16 protein-coding genes are annotated in these 16,357 nt (G+C 72.0%); 9 read left to right on the forward strand and 7 right to left on the reverse strand.

The window, feature by feature from the left end:
- Positions 1 to 10: 10 nt before the first annotated feature.
- The gene (locus ITP53_RS27410; RefSeq protein ID WP_207756484.1) at positions 11 to 679 is read right to left on the reverse strand and encodes a GntR family transcriptional regulator; all 669 of its coding nucleotides are present in this window, start codon (positions 677 to 679) and stop codon (positions 11 to 13) included.
- 128 nt (positions 680 to 807) lie between these two features.
- On the opposite strand from ITP53_RS27410, the gene ITP53_RS27415 reads away from it, so the two are divergent.
- The 7 genes from ITP53_RS27415 (at position 808) to ITP53_RS27440 (ending at position 6,274) form a co-directional block, all read left to right on the forward strand.
- Positions 808 to 1,797, forward strand: a complete 990-nt coding sequence (locus ITP53_RS27415; protein WP_195898330.1) for a phosphoglycerate dehydrogenase — start codon at positions 808 to 810, stop codon at positions 1,795 to 1,797.
- A gap of 6 nt (positions 1,798 to 1,803) precedes the next feature.
- Positions 1,804 to 2,595 (forward strand): hydroxypyruvate isomerase family protein, encoded by a 792-nt coding sequence (locus ITP53_RS27420; RefSeq protein WP_195898331.1) that lies wholly within the window; start codon positions 1,804 to 1,806, stop codon positions 2,593 to 2,595.
- Positions 2,592 to 3,452 (forward strand): hypothetical protein, encoded by an 861-nt coding sequence (locus ITP53_RS27425; RefSeq protein ID WP_195898332.1) that lies wholly within the window; start codon positions 2,592 to 2,594, stop codon positions 3,450 to 3,452. The genes ITP53_RS27420 and ITP53_RS27425 overlap by 4 nt, the downstream gene beginning before the upstream one ends.
- Positions 3,449 to 3,583 carry a hypothetical protein gene (locus ITP53_RS59435; protein WP_268961153.1) on the forward strand — a complete coding sequence of 45 codons (135 nt, stop codon included), beginning with the start codon at positions 3,449 to 3,451 and terminating at the stop codon, positions 3,581 to 3,583. Before ITP53_RS27425 ends, ITP53_RS59435 begins: the two co-directional genes overlap by 4 nt.
- Positions 3,580 to 4,899, forward strand: coding sequence for a four-carbon acid sugar kinase family protein (locus tag ITP53_RS27430; protein ID WP_195898333.1), 1,320 nt, complete (start codon positions 3,580 to 3,582; stop codon positions 4,897 to 4,899). Before ITP53_RS59435 ends, ITP53_RS27430 begins: the two co-directional genes overlap by 4 nt.
- Positions 4,896 to 5,525, forward strand: a complete 630-nt coding sequence (otnC, locus tag ITP53_RS27435) for a 3-oxo-tetronate 4-phosphate decarboxylase (RefSeq protein ID WP_195898334.1) — start codon at positions 4,896 to 4,898, stop codon at positions 5,523 to 5,525. Before ITP53_RS27430 ends, otnC begins: the two co-directional genes overlap by 4 nt.
- Positions 5,526 to 5,593: 68 nt before the next feature.
- On the forward strand, positions 5,594 to 6,274 hold the full coding sequence (locus ITP53_RS27440; RefSeq protein WP_195898335.1) for a molybdate ABC transporter substrate-binding protein: 681 nt from the start codon (positions 5,594 to 5,596) through the stop codon (positions 6,272 to 6,274).
- A 155-nt stretch (positions 6,275 to 6,429) separates the two neighbouring features.
- On the opposite strand, the gene ITP53_RS60445 is transcribed toward ITP53_RS27440, so the two are convergent.
- The gene (locus ITP53_RS60445; protein WP_328815921.1) at positions 6,430 to 9,171 is read right to left on the reverse strand and encodes an ATP-binding protein; all 2,742 of its coding nucleotides are present in this window, start codon (positions 9,169 to 9,171) and stop codon (positions 6,430 to 6,432) included.
- A 102-nt stretch (positions 9,172 to 9,273) separates the two neighbouring features.
- Between ITP53_RS60445 and ITP53_RS27450 the strand changes: the two genes are divergently transcribed.
- Both ITP53_RS27450 and ITP53_RS27455 read left to right on the forward strand, forming a co-directional pair.
- Complete coding sequence (locus tag ITP53_RS27450; RefSeq protein WP_195898337.1) at positions 9,274 to 9,888, forward strand: LysE family translocator; 615 nt, start codon at positions 9,274 to 9,276, stop codon at positions 9,886 to 9,888.
- A 5-nt stretch (positions 9,889 to 9,893) separates the two neighbouring features.
- Entirely contained in the window at positions 9,894 to 10,433 is a 540-nt protein-coding gene (locus tag ITP53_RS27455) for a TetR/AcrR family transcriptional regulator (RefSeq protein ID WP_195898338.1), read from the forward strand.
- Between the two features lie 81 nt (positions 10,434 to 10,514).
- On the opposite strand, the gene ITP53_RS27460 is transcribed toward ITP53_RS27455, so the two are convergent.
- The 5 genes from ITP53_RS27460 to ITP53_RS27480 all read right to left on the reverse strand — a co-directional run.
- A complete protein-coding gene (locus tag ITP53_RS27460; RefSeq protein ID WP_195898339.1) occupies positions 10,515 to 11,711 on the reverse strand; it encodes a hypothetical protein in 1,197 nt (398 codons plus the stop codon).
- Between the two features lie 10 nt (positions 11,712 to 11,721).
- A complete protein-coding gene (locus tag ITP53_RS27465; RefSeq protein ID WP_195898340.1) occupies positions 11,722 to 12,102 on the reverse strand; it encodes a RidA family protein in 381 nt (126 codons plus the stop codon).
- 9 nt (positions 12,103 to 12,111) lie between these two features.
- Positions 12,112 to 13,188 carry an alanine racemase gene (locus tag ITP53_RS27470; protein WP_328815925.1) on the reverse strand — a complete coding sequence of 359 codons (1,077 nt, stop codon included), beginning with the start codon at positions 13,186 to 13,188 and terminating at the stop codon, positions 12,112 to 12,114.
- A 47-nt stretch (positions 13,189 to 13,235) separates the two neighbouring features.
- Positions 13,236 to 14,816, reverse strand: a complete 1,581-nt coding sequence (locus ITP53_RS27475) for an N-acyl-D-amino-acid deacylase family protein (protein ID WP_195898341.1) — start codon at positions 14,814 to 14,816, stop codon at positions 13,236 to 13,238.
- 8 nt (positions 14,817 to 14,824) lie between these two features.
- Positions 14,825 to 16,357, reverse strand: a 1,533-nt coding sequence (locus ITP53_RS27480) for a DUF4153 domain-containing protein (RefSeq protein WP_195898342.1), incomplete at its 5' end; no start/stop codon positions are given.

Consider the following 16,357-nt stretch of genomic DNA (forward strand, 5'->3'; position numbering starts at 1 on the left):
CGTGTGCCGGTCAGGATTGCGTTCTGCGCCGATTGGAGCTCTGCAGGTGCTCGCGCATCCTGATCGCCGCGATCTCCGGATTTCCCTCCACGAGCGCGTCGTGAATGGCGCGGTGCTCCTTCGCCGCGTGGTGCGCCCCCGTGTTGCCGAGCTTCGAGAACAACCGGAACCGCTGCATCTGCCCGTTGAGCGAGCGGTAGGCGGTTTCCAGGAAGGGGTTGTCCGACTGTTGCGCGATGAGCATGTGGAACCTGTCGTCGGCCGCCCAATAGTGCCTGAACGAGCTCGACTGCGTGTCCGCGAGACCGGCCGATTCGTCCAGCTCCTCGACCGACAGACGCAATTCCTCGAGAAACTCGGGGGTCGTCCGGCGGCAGGTCTCATAAGTCAACGCGGGCTCGAGGACGATGCGCGCGTCCATCAGCTTGGCGACCTCCCTTTCCGTGAACATCGGCGCCACCCGATATCCCTTCAGCGCCTCGCGGACGACCAGGCCGGTATGTTCGAGCCGGGCCAGGGCCTCCCTGAGCGGGGTCTGGCTCACGTCGAGTTCGCGCGAGAGCGCGCCGATATTCAGCGGCTCACCCGGCGCCCGCTTCCCCGCCATGAACTGATCGAGCAGTACGTCGTACATCTGATCGGCAAGGGGTTGTTTCTTCCTGCGGGCTGCGGACGTCATCACTCTTCCTCTCGTCTGTTGAAGTATCTCAGGATGCGGTCCGCATTCCCTTCGTACGCGGTGCCGAACGCTCCAGCACCCATGGCTATAGTATAGCGAGAGTCCTGACATATCCGGAGGCGCCACACATGACCACCCACCGCGTGCTCGTCACCACCGCGTGGCTGAGACCTGGTGATCACGTTGACCAGATGCTCAGAGAGGCCGGTTTCGAGGTCGTGCACTCCTCCTTCAAGGACCGTGAGCCGACCGGCGAGCCGCTCATCGACGTCGTGCGGGGCTTCCACGGCATCGTCGCGGGCACGGACGCGTTCACCCCCGAGGTGATCGCGGCGGCGCGGGAGCTGCGGGTGCTGGGCCGTACGGGCGTCGGTTACGACAACATCGACGTGGCCGCGGCCACCGAGCACGACGTCGCGGTGTGCTTCACCCCGGCCGTCAACCGCCGCTCGGTCGCCGAGCACGTGCTGGCCCTCATGCTCAACTGCGCCCGGCTGATCCCCCAGAACGTCCGGTCCGTCAGGGCCGGCGGATGGGACCAGGTCAGCGGTCGCGAGCTGGCCGGGGCGAAGCTGGGCATCGTCGGCCTCGGCTCCATCGGCAAGCTCGTGGCGCGGCTGGCGATCGCCCTCGGCATGGAGGTGCTCGCCTTCGACGCGCGCCTCGACGGGGAGTTCGCGCGGGAGCACGGCATCCGCGAGGTCACGCTGGACGACCTGCTCAGGGAGTCGGACTTCGTCAGTCTGCACCTGTTCCTCGACGGCTCGACGTACCACCTGATCGACGATCGGGCGCTCGCCCTGATGAAGCCGTCCGCGTACCTGATCAACACCGCCCGCGGCGGCGTGGTGGACGAGGAGGCGCTGGCCGACGCGATCGAGCGCGGCGCGATCGCGGGCGCGGCGCTGGACGTGACCGAGGTCGAGCCGCTGCCGGCCGGCAGCAGGCTGCGGGAGTTCGGCAACGTCATCGTCACCGCCCACATCGGCGCCGCCACCACCGAGTCACGCGCCAGGTCGGGCGCGATGGCCGCGCGGGCCGTCATCGACGTGCTCAACGGCCGGCCCCCCGAGTACGTCGTCAACCCCGAATACGCCACCCTCACCCCGACGAAGTGAGGCCCCATGCCCAGCGAACTGCGCTTCGACGCGAACCTGAAATGGCTGTTCACCGAGCTGCCGTTCGAGCGGCGATTCGACGCCGCCGCCGCGGCCGGCTTCCTGGCGGTCGAGTACGCCTCACCGTACGAACACGATCCCGCGGCCCTCAACCGGCGACTCAAGGACGCCGGCCTGGAGCAGATCCTCATCAACACGCCCGCCGGCGCTCCCGGCACCCCCGGGCGATCCGGTTACGCGTGCATCCCCGGCCAGGTGGCGGAGTTCCGCGACGGGGTCAGCCGGGCGCTGGAGTACGCGGTCGCGCTCGGCAGCGACTTCGTCCACGTCATGGGCGGGCTGCGCCCGGCCGGGGTGAGCAGGGATCGCGCGTTCGCCCGTTTCGTCACCAACATCGCCTGGGCCGCCGAGCAGGCGCGCGGGACCGGGGTGCGGCTGCTGCTGGAGGCGCAGAACAACCGGGACGCGCCCGGCTTCATCCTGGACACGCAGGCGCAGGCGGCGGCCGTGGTTGACGCGGTGGACGCCGACAACGTCGGCATCATGTTCGACGCCTACCACGCCCAGATCGACGAGGGCGATCTCGTGACCAAGATCGCGGAGCTGGCGCCGTACACGTGGCACTACCAGGTGGCGGATCCGCCCTCACGGCACGAACCCGGCACCGGTGAGATCGGCTGGCCCGCCGTGTTCCGCGCCATCGGGGACACCGGCTACACCGGCTGGATCGGCTGCGAATACCGCCCGGCCGGCGCCACCACGGACGGGCTGGGCTGGATCGAGGAGCTGACCCGATGAGCGCGCCGCGGATCGCGCTGATCAGCGCCACGCCGGCGGCGATCGGCCCCGCCGTGGCCGGGATGAACGCGGTGTTCCCCACCGCTGACACCTGGAACCTGCTCGACGACAAACTCCTCGCCGACGCCACCGGACCGGACGGGCTGACCGAACGGCTGCGGGAGCGGATGCGCCGCCTCATCCGGCACGCCCTCGCCGAGGGCGCCTCCGGGGTGCTGCTCACATGCTCCATGTACGGTCCCGTCACTCGTGACTTCGACGGCGCGGTCCCGGTGCTGGCGGCCGACGAGGCCGCGTTCGCCGAGGTCGCGGCGGGCGGCTACCGAAGCGTCCTCGTCGTCGCCAGCCTCGACTCCGCCCGCACCGACTCGATGACCCGCCTCCGCGCCGCCCTCACCACCACAGACGCCCCGGCCACCGACGCCGCAGATCCAGCAACCCCGGCACCCGGCACCTCGGGGACCGGCACCCCCAGGACCGGCACCCCGGAGACCCTCGGGACCGGCAATCCCGGGATCGGCGCCCTTGGGACCGGCACCCCGGAGACCAGCACCCCCAGGGCCGGCAACGCGGGGATCGACGGGCCCGGAGCCGGGGACGCAAAGACCGGGGATGTGGAGGTCGCCGGGGTCGTGTCACGGGAGGCGTTCGAGGCGACGCGGGTCGGTGACCATCAGGCTCTCCTGCGCGCGCTTCATGAGGCATGCGCGCCCTACGAGACGGACGCCGTGTTCCTGGCCCAGTACTCGCTCGCTCCCGTCGCCGAAGAGCTGTCACGGGCGCTCGGCAAACCGGTCATCTCAGGCCCACAAGCCGCAGCGACCCAACTGAAAGCCGCTCTCGAGGGGGCGGCATGATCGTGCTCGCCCAGTTCAAGGCCGCAACCGACCGAGCCACCGCGATCACGGAAACCCCGGTAAACCGCGCGACCGAGGGGACCCCGATCGCGGCAGCCCTGGTAAAGGTCGCGATCGAGGGGGCGGCATGATCGGCGCGATCGCGGATGACGTCACCGGAGCCACTGATGTCGCGGTGGCGCTGCGCCGACGCGGCATTCGTACGGTGTTGTTCTTCGGCACGCCGCCGGAAGGCACCGAGCCGCCCGAGCACGACGCCATCGTGATCGCCCTGAAGACCCGCACGATACCCAAAGCCGACGCGGTCGCCCAGTCCCTCGCCGCGCTGGCCTGGCTGCGCACCCACGGCGCCCGGCAGGTCTACTTCAAGTACTGCTCCACGTTCGACTCCACGGCGGAGGGCAACATCGGCCCGGTACTCGACGCGCTGGCCGATGCCATGGACGTGCCCGTGGTCGCCATGACGCCGAGTTCGCCGGAGCACGGGCGTACGCAGTACAACGGCTATCTGTTCGTAGGCGAGGTACTGCTCAGTGAGTCGCACATGCGCCACCACCCGCTGACCCCGATGACCGACTCGTTCCTGCCGCGCGTCCTGGACGGGCAGAGCGCGTACCGCGCGGGGGTGGTGACGCTGCCCCTGGTGCGGGAGGGGGCGATCGAGCGACGGCTGGCCGAACTGGCGTCGCAGGGCATCAGGTACGCGCTCGTGGACGCCATCGACGACGCCGACCTACTGACAGCCGGCCGGGCGCTGGCCACCGCGCCCCTGGTCGCGGGCGCAGCCGGCCTCGCCGGCGGCCTTGCCGCAACCCACCCACAGGACCCAGCCGGGCCCGCTAGCGGGCCGACCGCAACCCACCCGCAGGCCGCAGACGGGCTCGCCGGTGGGTCGGCTGCGGCCCAGCCGGGGGCCGGTCAGGACGGCGTCGGGGGATGCGCGCCGGCCGGGCCTGCGGCGGTGCTGGCCGGGAGCTGCTCGGCTCGTACGCTGGAGCAGGTCGCCGCCATGATCGCGGCGGGGCGGCCGGCGTACCGGCTGGACGCGCTCGCCGACCCGGATCCCGGCTCACTCGCCCGGTCGGCGCTGGCCTGGTACGACGCCCTGCCGGACGACTCCGGCGCACCCCTTGTCTATTCGTCGGCCGAGCCCGTGTCGCTGCGCCGCGTACAGGAGGCCCTGGGAAGTGAGCGGTCGGCGGCGATCCTGGAGTCGGCGCTCGGCCGCGTCGCCCAGGGGCTGGTGGAGCGCGGCGTCACGCGCGTGATCTCGGCCGGCGGTGAGACCTCCGGCGCCGTGGTGAGCGCGCTCGGCGTCCCCGGCGGCATGATCGGGCCCGAGGCGGCGCGCGGAGTCCCGTGGATTCTCACCACCTCCGGGCTGAGCCTCTTGCTGAAGTCCGGCAACTTCGGCGAGCCCGGCCTGCTGCTGGAGGCGTCCCGTTGAACACCGAGCGCGAACAGATCATCTCGGCGGCCCGGTCGCTGTTCCAGCGTGGGCTCACCCACGGCAGCACCGGCAACCTGTCCGTACGCGTCGGCGACCGCGTCCTTGTGACCCCCACGGGTTCCAGCCTCGGCACCGTCGAGGCCGCCGAGCTGTCGCTGATCGACCTGAGCGGCGCCCACGTGGCCGGGCCCAAGCCGTCCAAGGAGGCGTTCCTGCACGCCGCGCTGCTGCGGGCGAGGCCGCGCGCGAACGCCGTCGTGCACACGCACTCCACCCACGCCGCCGCCGTGTCGTGCATGGACGGGCTCGACCCGGCGGACGCGTTGCCGCCGCTGACCGCGTACTTCGCCATGCGGGTGGGACGGCTGCCGCTGCTGCCGTACTTCGCGCCCGGCGACCAGGGGTTGGGGCCGGCGGCGGAGGAGGCCGCGCGTACGCACTCGGCGCTGCTGCTGAGCAACCACGGCCCCATCGTGGCGGGAGCGAGCCTCGGCGCCGCGCTGGACGCCATCGAGGAACTGGAGGAGACGGCCAAGCTGTTCCTCCTCCTGCGGGACCTGCCTACGCGCCCGCTCAGCCAGGAGCAGCGCCGGGCACTCGAACCAAGTAACCAGGCCCAGTAACCAGGCCCAGTAACCGGTCCAGTAACCAGGCCCCAGTAACCAGGCGCAGTAACCAGGCTGGAGAAACCATGGCAGTAAGGCTGTTCAGCACCCTCGCGGTGAAGAAGGCGCTCGACGACGTGCTTCTCGAGGCGTTCGAGCGGGAGACCGGGATCGAGATCGACGGGGTGTACGACCCGACGACGCAGCTCCTGCTCCGCATCGAGAACGGGGAGCGGCCCGACGTGATGATCGCCGTGACGTCGTCGTTCGAGGAGTTGCGGGGGTCGGGGGTCGTGGACGTCGGTACGCGGGTGCCGGTGGCGAGGACCGGGGTTGGACTGGCCGTGCCACCCGATACCGACCTCCCCGATGTTTCGACGTTCGAGGCGTTCAAGAAGACGCTGCTGGACGCCCGTTCCGTGGCCTACTCCCGTACCGGCGCGAGCGGGATCTACTTCGCGCGGCTCATCCAGGACCTCGGTATCGCCGACGAGATCAACGCGCGGGCCACCGTGATCGACAAGGGCTTCATCGCGCTCGCCGTGGTGGACGGCCGAGCCGACATCGCGATCCAGCAGCTGAGCGAGCTGCGCTTCGTCCCCGAGGCCCGGATCGCCGGCCCGTTCCCCGACGACGTGCAGCACTACACGGAGTTCTCGGCCGCGCTGGGAGTGGGGTCCACGGACGAGGCGAAGGCGTTCGTGGACTTCCTGACGAGCGACACCGCCAGGGCGGCGTACGAACAGACCGGCCTGGAAATGCCATAACCCACAGCGGGCCTTCGGTCAGGAAAGCCGGAACAAGGACCCGCTGTCCGGAACGGCCAACGTTCCGGACAGCGGTAACGACGGCCCGCCGCCCCGGACGAACGGCCGGCTCAAGTCCGGGAACGAAGGCCCGTGGCGACGAAGGCCCGTGACGGTCAGGCCAGCAGGCCGCTCCGGCGCCCCGCCGCAGCAGCCTGGGTGCGGGTGGAGACCTCCAGCTTGGCCAGGATGTTGGACACGTGGACGCTCACCGTCTTCTGCGCGATGAACAGCCGCTCCGCGATCTCCCGGTTGGTCAGCCCCTCGGCGACCAGCCGCAGCACCTCGACCTCCCGGGCCGTCAACCCCCCGTCGCCCGACCCGCCGCCGCCGAACCTGGCCCGCCGCCCGAACTCCAGCAACGCGTTCTCCAGCGGCACCGCCCGCAGCTTGCCCGCCGCCTGCCTGGCCAGGTCCCACTCCGCCAACGCCGCCTCCCGGTCACCGGCCGCGAGCAGGGTCTCGGCCAGCCGCCACCGGGCCCGCGCCGTCTCGTAGACGAACCCGAAGTCGAACGCGGCCACCACCTTTCGCCACAGCTCCACGTCGAGCCGCCCGTGGACGCGATGCCACTCGGCCTCCACCCGCGCCGCCCAGGCCAGCCCCTCGGGCCCGAGATGGCCGCGCTCCCCGGTCGGGCCGGATTCGACGGCGAAGCGCGCGCGGGCCAGCAGGTCGTCGGCGCCCTCCGTGGTGCCGAGATCGGCCAGCGCCCACAGGCCGACGGCGGCCAGCCGCAGGACGCCCGGGTCGCCAGGCACCATCGGCGCCATCACCGCGCGAACGTGCTCCAGCGCCGTCGCCGGGTCGCCGCGCCAGAGCGCGTGCTCGGCGGCCAGACCCCTGGACATGTACGCGGCCAGCTCGTCGGACCAGAACGGCCGCAGCCAGCCGAGCCGGTCGTCGACGGCAGGCAACCCCCTGGCCACCTCGATGAACAGCGCGAACGACGACAGGATCGCCTCGGGCAGCCTGCCCACCCGCGCGCCGAACCCCGCGGCCACCGCCTCCGCCTGATCCCACTCGCCCGCCACGTAGTGGATGAGGAAGCGCAGGAACCGCAGGTCGGTGCCGTAGGTGCTCCATCTGAGCCCGGTCTCGGACGCCATCTGGATGCCGTCGTCGGCCATCTCGGCCGCGTGGCCGAGCACGCCCTGCTCGTAGTGGATGCGGGCGTGGTGGAAGCGGGCGCGCAGGTCCATGGCCAGGTCGCCGGTGCGCCCGGTGGACGCCGTCTCGACCAGCTCGTGCGCCCGGTCCAGGTCGCCGCGGTGCTCGAGATAGGTGGCAAGCGTGAGCAGCGCGCCGACCTCGGCGTCCCTGGCCCCGGCCGCGCGGGCGGTCTCCAGCGCCCGGGTGGTGAGCGCCTCCACCTCACGGTGCCTGGCGCTCCAGAGCAGCGTCCGGGCATACGTGGCCAGCGCACGGGCCAGCGCGGCCGGGTCCGCCGCGCTCTCGACGGCCTCCTCCGCCGCCGCGATGGCCCCGGGCTGGTCGTCGGCCTCGTAGCGGTAGTAGGCGAGCCGTTCGCTGACCTCGGACGTCTGTGGCAGCGCCCGGAGCTGGACGATCGCGCGGTGGTTGTCACCGCTGTCTGCCGCCATGACCGCGCTGCGGAACGCCAGCTCGGCGCGGCTCTCCCCGGCCAGCTCGGCCGCGCCTTCCACCCGGTCCCAGAGGCCGAGCGCCTGGTCGTAGTGACGGTGCGCCTCGGCGGGGGCGCCGAGCCGCTCGGCCAGCCGGCCGGCCTGCGCCGAGGCGGCCAGCGCGCCCGCCAGGTCGTGGCCGGCGAGGTAGTGGTGCGCCAGCTCGGCGGGGGAGGTGAGCAGGCGTGCGAAGGCCATGTGGAGCCGGGTGCGCTCGCCGGGCAGCAGATCGGTGTAGACCGCCTCCTGCAGGAGCGCGTGGCGGAAGGCGTAGCCGTAGCCGTCGACCCTGAGCAGCCCGCGCGAGACGATCTCCCTGACCGCGTCCTCGAACTCGGCCATGGGCAGCCCGGAGACCTCCCGCAGCAGCTCGTCCTCCACCCGCCGGCCGGCCACGGCGGCGGCCCGCAGCACGAGCTGGCCTGGCTCGGAGAGCACCTCGACCCTGGACATCAGCAGGCTGGCCAGCCCGTCGGGCAGGCTGTCGCCCTCCGCCACGGCCGCGAACAGCTCCTCCGCGTAGAACGGATTGCCGTCGGCCCGGGAGACGATCAGACCGAGCTCCTGAGCCCCGATCTCCCCCAACGTGGCCACATAATCCGACATCTCCCCGGACCCCAGCGGCCCCAGCTCGACGCTCACCACGGTCGGCAGCCGCTTCAGCTCGGCCAGCACCGACCGCAGCGGATGGCGGCGGTGGAGATCGTCGGTGCGGTAGGTGCCGACGACGCAGACCCGCTCGGTCTGCACCATGCGGCTGAGGAAGACCAGCAGGTCACGGGTGGAGCGATCGGCCCAGTGCAGATCCTCCATCACGAACAGCACCGGCTGCACGTCGGCGAGCAGCCCCAGCAGGGATCCGAACACCCGCTGCTGGGTGAGCCCGCTCGACGGCGCGCTCTCCGTGCCCGGCAGCAGCTGCCCCAGCATGGGATGGGCCGCCGCGGCCTCGCGCACGACCGGCTCCGCCCCGCGCAGCGCGTCGGCCAGCGGAAGGTACGGCAACGCGTCGCCGAGCTCGGCACACTGCCCGGCCAGCACGTGGAAGCCGCGTTCTCGGGCCTCTCCGACCAGCTCGGCGACCAGCCGGGTCTTGCCGATCCCGGCATCACCGCCGACGAGGGCCACCCCGGCCATGCCCGCAGCGGCCGACTCGAGCACACGCGTCAGCCTGGCAAGCTCACCAGAGCGCCCGACGAGGAGACCCTTCACCCCCGAAACTATGCCACGCCCTTCCGACAGTTCATTGGCCCACAAAACCGGCCCGAGATTGGCCCTCATCGAGATACCAAAAGCATTTTACGCTGCTATTTCGTGATCTCATCAACGACTTACCTGGTGTTCGTCGGCGCCTCGATGGCCCTGGTGCTCATCCCGGGCCCGAACCACCTCTACATCGCCACGAGAGGGATCGCCCAGGGCCCGTCGGCAGGACTGGCGAGCGCGATGGGCGTGGAGATCGGCACGCTGGTGCACATCGCCGCCGCAGCGGCCGGACTGTCGTACGTGATCTCGCAGTCCGCCACGCTGTTCGCCGTCGTCAAGTGGGCCGGCGTCGCGTACCTGTTCTACCTGGGCGTCCGCGCGTTCACCGGCGGGGAGGAAGCGGGCGGGACGCCGCCCCCGCAGCCGCTGCGCAAGGTGTTCATGGAGGGCGTCGTGGTCAACGTGCTGAACCCCAAGGTGGCGCTGTTCTTCCTGGCGTTCCTCCCGCAGTTCGTGGACCCGGACGCCGGCTCGCCCGCCCTCCAGATCGTCCTGTTCGGCCTGACCCTGCTCCTCCTGGGCCTGATCTCGGACATCGTGTACGCCCTCGCGGCCGGCGCCCTCGGCACCCGACTCCGCCGGCACGCCAGGACCCTGCGCCACCTCAGCGGCGTCGTCTACCTGGGCATGGGAGTCGCCACCGCCTTCGCCGGGAGAAAATGACCCGTATGGCGCCGAGGAAGCAGCAGGAGATCTTCGATGCGACGTTGCGGCTGGTCGCGGAGAAGGGCTACGACGGGCTGACCGTCGAAGGGGTGGCCGAGCGCTCGGGCGTCAACAAGACGACGATCTACCGGTGGTGGCCGTCGAAGGCGGCCCTGCTCGGGGCCGCGCTGGTGGAGGCCGACGTGCTCGGGTTCGAGGCCCCTGACACGGGGAGCCTGCGCGGTGACCTGGTGGCGCTGGTAGCGGGCGTCAGACGGCTGCTCACGGAGCCGCCGAGCGCCTCTGTCGCGGTCGCCGCGCTCGGCGCCGCCGTACGCCACCCCGAACTGGACGTCCGTCCCTTCTTCGCCGACCGTTTCGCCCGCGAACGGGAGATCTTCGACCGCGCGGTGCGCCGGGGCGAGCTGAAGGAGTCCGTCGATCCCATGCTCGTCCTCGACCTGCTGGCCGGGGCGGTGTGGATGCGGGCGGTCTTCCGCGGCCTGCCCGTGCCGGACGACTTCCCCGCCGAAGCGGTCTCGGCCCTCCTCGACGGCATCTGAGCACCACACGAGGTCAGACGGCCTCCGACAGGGCGACCGGAATGGCCTCCAAGAGGGCGGCTGGGACGCGGTCGAGCACCGTCAGACGGCCTCCGACAGAGCGGCCGGGATGCGGTCGAGCACCGGGTGGGGCGCCAGGCCGTACGCGTAGAAGTCCACCGCGAGCGCCCCCGCCGCCTTCGCCCCGCGCGCCTTGGCCACCAGCCGGTCGGCGGAGTCGCTGTCGGGATGGCCGGGCCGCAGCACCGCGCGCACCTCCCGGTCCTTTCCCACGGACCGCAGGTAGGCCCCCACGTCGTCGGCCACCCGGGCCGCGTCACGCGCGTAGGCCAGCACCCCGAAGGCGGGCACGAGATCTCCCAGCGCCACCAGGTCCACGCCGAGTTGCCACGCGTCGTGCGCGGCCAGGCCGGGCGTGGGCAGGCCGTCGGCGTACCCCTTGACGGCTCCGGTCGAGTCGATGAAGACCAGCTTGGAGCCCTCCTCGGCCACCGCGGACGCCACCTCGGACACCAGGGTCGTGACGGTCTCCGACCGCGCCCGCGCGTAGGCGACCACGTCGGGACCGGCGTAGGCGGTCAGGGCCGCGCGGGTCACCTCGCCCTGGGCGGGCGGATCGCCGTCGAGCACGCTCCCGACGATCCTGGCGCACTCCTCGCGCGCCACCTCGGCGTTCACCCCCAGGTCCGTGGCCCGGCGCAGGCAGTAGTCGCAGAAGCAGAGCCCGAACAGGTACGCGTCCATCGGCCCGAGCGGCACGAACGAGCGCTCCGGCCTGAGCGGCCTGAAGTGCAGCGACTCGGCGACCACGCTGTCGACCCCGAGCCTGGCCACCGCCCTGGCCAGCGCGACGGCGTATTCGCGCACGTCGGGGTGGGCGGGGCACAGGTCGGTGAGTGAGCCGCGGTCGCCGAAGCAGTCGCGTACGGTCACGTCGGGATGCTTCGTGCCGAGCGTGGCGTTGCGCAGGAACACGGTCCATCCGTGCAGTTTCATGGACCGCTTCGCACACGCCTCGCGAAGCCCGTCGAGAGCCCCGGAATAGCCGGGGACGGGAGCCAGCCGGAGCCCGGCGAACAGATCGGCCGGCGGCGTGAAGTGCGCCCCGTCGTGGCGGATGGTCAGCCTGGACAGCCCGTGCGGGGTGACGTCGCGGGAGGCGTGGTGCACGGCGCCGACGGTGATGCCGGTGACGCCGTAGCCGCTGATCCTGTCGAGCACCCGCTCGACGCCTTCGCCGCGCAGGTCCTCGACGAAGACGTACACCGAACTGTCCACAAAGCCGACCTTATGCGCTCTTGTGCGCGACGAAGTCGATCTCCACGAGGATGTCCATCAGCTCGGACCCCACAGTGGTGCGTACGGGGAAGGGCTGGCTGAAGTACGACTTGTAAACCTCGTTGTACGCCGCGAAGTCCCGCTTGAGGTGCTGCAGGTGGACCGTGGACTTGACCACGTCGTCGAAACCGAGCCCGTGCGCGGCGAGAATGGCGCCGAGGTTGCGCATGACCTGGTGCGTCTGCGCGGCGACGTCGGTGCCGACGACCTCGCCGGTGTGCGGGTCGAGCGGCCCCATGCCGGAGGTGTAGACGAAGTCGCCCACCACCAGACCCTGTGAGTACGCGCCGACCGGGGCGGCGCCCTCGCTGGTCTTCAGCTCCTTCTTCACGGAATCTCCCTAGAAGTTGGTATTGATCGTGCCAACGACACGGTAATCCCCATCCACCAGGGGCAGCACGCGCCACTTGTCGAACGCCGTACACGGGTGGGAGATCCCGAAGGCCAGCAGATCGCCCGGCCGCAGCCCGTCGGCGCGCACCACGGTGTGCTGGTCCTGCATCTTCACGATCGTGACCCCGTCGCGCCGCGGGATCGGCAGCCCCTCGTCGTAGGGGGCGTCGCGCTTGCCCATGCCCACGATCGCCAGCCCGGGCTCAGGCGTGGACAGCACGTGCGCCCACACCTCCAGCGCCGGACGCAGCTCCCCCTCGATCCGGTTGAACGGCGTGCGCTCCCGGTAGTAGCCGTCGTCGTGGGTGACGTACGCGCCGCTGCGCAGCAGGATCCTGGCCTGGGTGGCGACGAGCTCGCGCCCGATCACGTCGAACCACTGACTGCCGCCCACACTCAGGATCGGGCTTCTCACCCGGACGTGCTCGACGGCCTCCTGCAGCCGCGCCAGATAGCTCCTGACCTCGCCGGCGGTCTTCAGCCCGCCCTCGTAACCGGCGACGCCCGCCAGCTCGACCCCGGGCGACTCCTGCACGTAGGAGGCCAGCTTGACCAGCTCGTCCACGGTGCGGCACCCGGCCCGCCCACCGGCGTGCCCCAGCTCGGCCAGCACCCGGAACGGCCTGGCCCCGGCGTGCCCGGCCAGGATGTCCACCCCGGCCTCGGAGTCGGCGAAGCTCAGCAACTCGAACGCGGGATCCCGCGCCAGCTCGGCGGCGGCCCAGGCCAGCCCGGCGGGATCGACGACCTGGTTGGCCACCATGATCCGGCCCGCCCCGAACCCCCTGACCACCTCGGCCTGCCGCGGCGTCGCCACGGTCAGCCCCCACGCGCCCGCGTCGAGCTGCCTGGCGGCGATCTCGGCGGACATGTGCGTCTTGGCGTGCGGCGCCAGCTCCATCCCGTGGTCGCGGGCGAAGGCCGCCATCGTCGCGACGTTGTGCTCCAGCGCCTCCCGACGCACCACCATCAGGGGGAAGCCGAGCCCTCCCGCGAAGATCGACTGCCCGAGGATCGCCTGCACAGCACCCCTTTCATCCGCGTCCGACCCTATCCCAGACCGCCGGAGGATCAGGGGCGCAGCGCGCGTCCGGGAGTGGCCCCGGTCAGCTCTCCCCCGGCCAGCACCCGCACGCCCGACACGATCACGTCGTCGACGCCGGTCGCGAACGCGCGCGGATCCGGGTACGTCGCCCGGTCCCCCACCGTGGCCGGGTCGAACACCACCAGGTCGGCCGCGAACCCGCCGCGCACCAGCCCCCGGTCCGCAAGTCCGAAGCGCCGGGCCGGGTGCCCTGCCAGGTGCACCGCGGCCTGCTCCCAGGTCCAGTCGCCCAGCTCCCTGACGTGGCGGCCGAGGAACCTGGCGAACGCCCCGAATCCGCGCGGATGGGGATGCCCGCCCACGTAGATGCCGTCGGAGCCGCCGGTCTGGGAGGGGTGGCGCAGCATCCGGCGTACGGACTCGTCGCCTTGCGGGCCCTCGTCGGGACGGGCGGACACGACGCCCGCCTCCAGCCGCGTCTCCGTCAGGAGGCGGCGGCAGAGGTCGGCGGGCGTCACGCCCGCCCGCTCGGCCGCCGCGACCATGGTCAGGCCCTCGGTCCACTCCATGCCGGGCGCGTGCGAGACGGTCAGCCGCGGCCAGGTGTCGTCCAGCCCCTTCCACCAGCCGTCCAGCTCGTCCGAGGCGAGCATCTCGATCGCCCGGCCGGGCTCGGCGCCGGGGACGGACGGCGGCAGCACGACCATCGCCAGGATCGTGTTGCCCCGCAGGTAGGGGTAGGTGTCGAAGGTGAGGTCCACACCGCCGTCGAGCGCGCGCCCGACCAGCGGCAGCAGCACGTCGGCGGGCCCGTGCAGGTGGGAGACGTGTACGGCGGCGCCTGAGCGCCCGGCGATGTCCATGACCTCCGCCATGCCCTCGCCGGCCCGCGGGCCGTAGGCGCGCATGTGGGTGACGTACGGGAGGCCGCCGAGCGGCGCGCACAGGGCGGCCAGCTCCGCGGCGGAGGCGTGGCGGCCCGGCAGGTATTCGAGCCCGCTCGACAGGCCGGCCGCGCCCTCCGACAAGCCCCGCTCGACGTGCCGCAGCATCGCCGCCAGCTCGTCGCGGGAGGGCTCGGTGGGCGAGGGGCCCATGACGTCGTAGCGGATCGTGCCGTGCGGCAGCAGGTAGGTCGTGTTGAGCGCCACCGCGCGGTCGTAGCCGTCGAGCAGCTCGCGTACGGTCAGCGGCCCTTCGGAAACGGTCAGCGGCCCGGCGTCGGGCACGGCCGGCGGCCCCTCGGAAAGCGCCGGGAGCGCCCCGTTGACAGCCGCGAAGTAGCGGGAGGCGTAGGCGACGGTGGCGGCGGAACCTGGCGCGAAGGACAGGCCGTCCTGCCCGAGCACGAACGTGGTCACCCCCTGCCGCAGCGCCGCCCGCTGCACCACCGGGTCGAACACGGCCGCGTCGCCGTGCGCGTGGCAGTCCACGAACCCGGGCGCGACGAACCGTCCCGTCGCGTCGATCACCGTCGCGGCGCCCGCGCCGTCCAGCCTGCCGACCGCCGCGATCCGGTCGCCGCCGATCGCCACGTCCGCCCGGTACGGCGGGGCGCCCGTCCCGTCGAGCACCCGCCCGCCGCTGATCACCACATCGAAGCCCACCCCAGGATTCAATCAGAGGTACGCCCGTCCGCCGGGGCGCACTCGGCCGGCGTGCCGACGGGCCGCTCGGCCAGCAGGTCGCGCGCCTGGGAGCGGGCCAGGTTCCAGCCGTTCCACGAGTCGGGGCGATCGAGGCCGTTCGCCCTGATCACGTCGGCCAGCACGCAACTGCGCTGCGGCTCGGGCAGCCGGTCCAGAGCGGGTACGGCCTCCGCGCCGAGGTCGCCCAGGTAGTCGGAGTCCATCTTGGTGACGCCGCGCACCTCGACCTGCGTCTGCGCCACCTGCAGGTCGGGGTTGACCATCGCGAACGTGCCCAGCGCCAGCCCGGTGACCAGCACGATCGTCCGGGGGAGCCAGCCCGTGCCGCGGCCGGAGAGACGCACCGCGCCGGCGAGCAGCACCAACGCGAACAGCGCGCCCAGCCACCAGACCGTCGCCTGCACCGACAGCCGCAGCCTGGACAGGCCGTAGGCGTCGGTGTAGAGGTTCATCCGGTGCAGGGCCGAGGCCAGCACCACCATGGTCAGCCCGCACAGCAGCCCGAGCAGGGCGGCGAGCAGCCAGCGCTCGCGGCGCTCGACCCTGAGCAGCGCGCTCGCCACCGCCACGATCCCGAGCACGAACACGCTGACCACCACGAGCTGGAAGAACCCCTGCCTGGCGTACTCGGCGTAGGTCAGCCCGGCCGTCCTCAACACCAGCGTGTCGCCGCCGAAGAGCGCCGTGATCTGCACCGCCACGAACGACGCGAACAGCAGGTTCACCGCCGTGAGCGGCAGGATCCAGACGCTCCTGCTCACCGCGAACTTGGTCTCGGGTCCCACCGGGTCGTTCACGGGCCTGAGCGCCACCAGCACCACGGCCGCCAGCAGCACGGCGACGACCACGAACAGGAAGATCCGCAGCGGCGCGGATTCCGCCCAGTCCGGCGCCGTGGTCAGCCGTTCCAGATAGGAGGCGAACACCGCGTCCGCCGAGGCGAACAGCAACCCGAACACCAGCAGCAGCACCGCCGTGATGCCCAGCGCGACCAGCGTCGGCATGATCCGCCGCCTGGCTGTCAGCTTCTTCATCGGCTTGGCCAGGAACCACGGCACCGGGCCCAGCGCGAGCAGCACGGACACGCCGCCCCTGATCACGCCGAGCCAGCCCGCGCCGGCTCCGGAGACCGCCAGCGCGCCCAGCGCGGCCCCCGCCACGAGCAGGAGCGCGACGAGCCAGTCCGCGTCGCGCACCGCCGCCATGGAGATCAGCCAGTACGCCGTCAGCCCGAGCACGACCGTCCACGGCGTCATCCGCCGCAGCACCGCCGGCAGCGCCGCCGCCCCCAGCACCATCGCGACCAGCACGATCCCGAGCCCGGTCTGCGCCTCGGGCAACGCCACGGCCGCGAACACCCCGGCCCCGGCCGCCGCCGGCAGCAACCACCTCGGCGGCTCAGGCAGCTCGGGCCTGGGAAAGAGCGGCGGCGGCACATACGCCGGCGGCCCCACCTCCCCACTCGACGGCCCTCCATACGACGGCTGCCCACCTGAGGG

This window comes from Nonomuraea cypriaca, assembly GCF_015645445.1.
Lineage (GTDB): Bacteria > Actinomycetota > Actinomycetes > Streptosporangiales > Streptosporangiaceae > Nonomuraea > Nonomuraea cypriaca.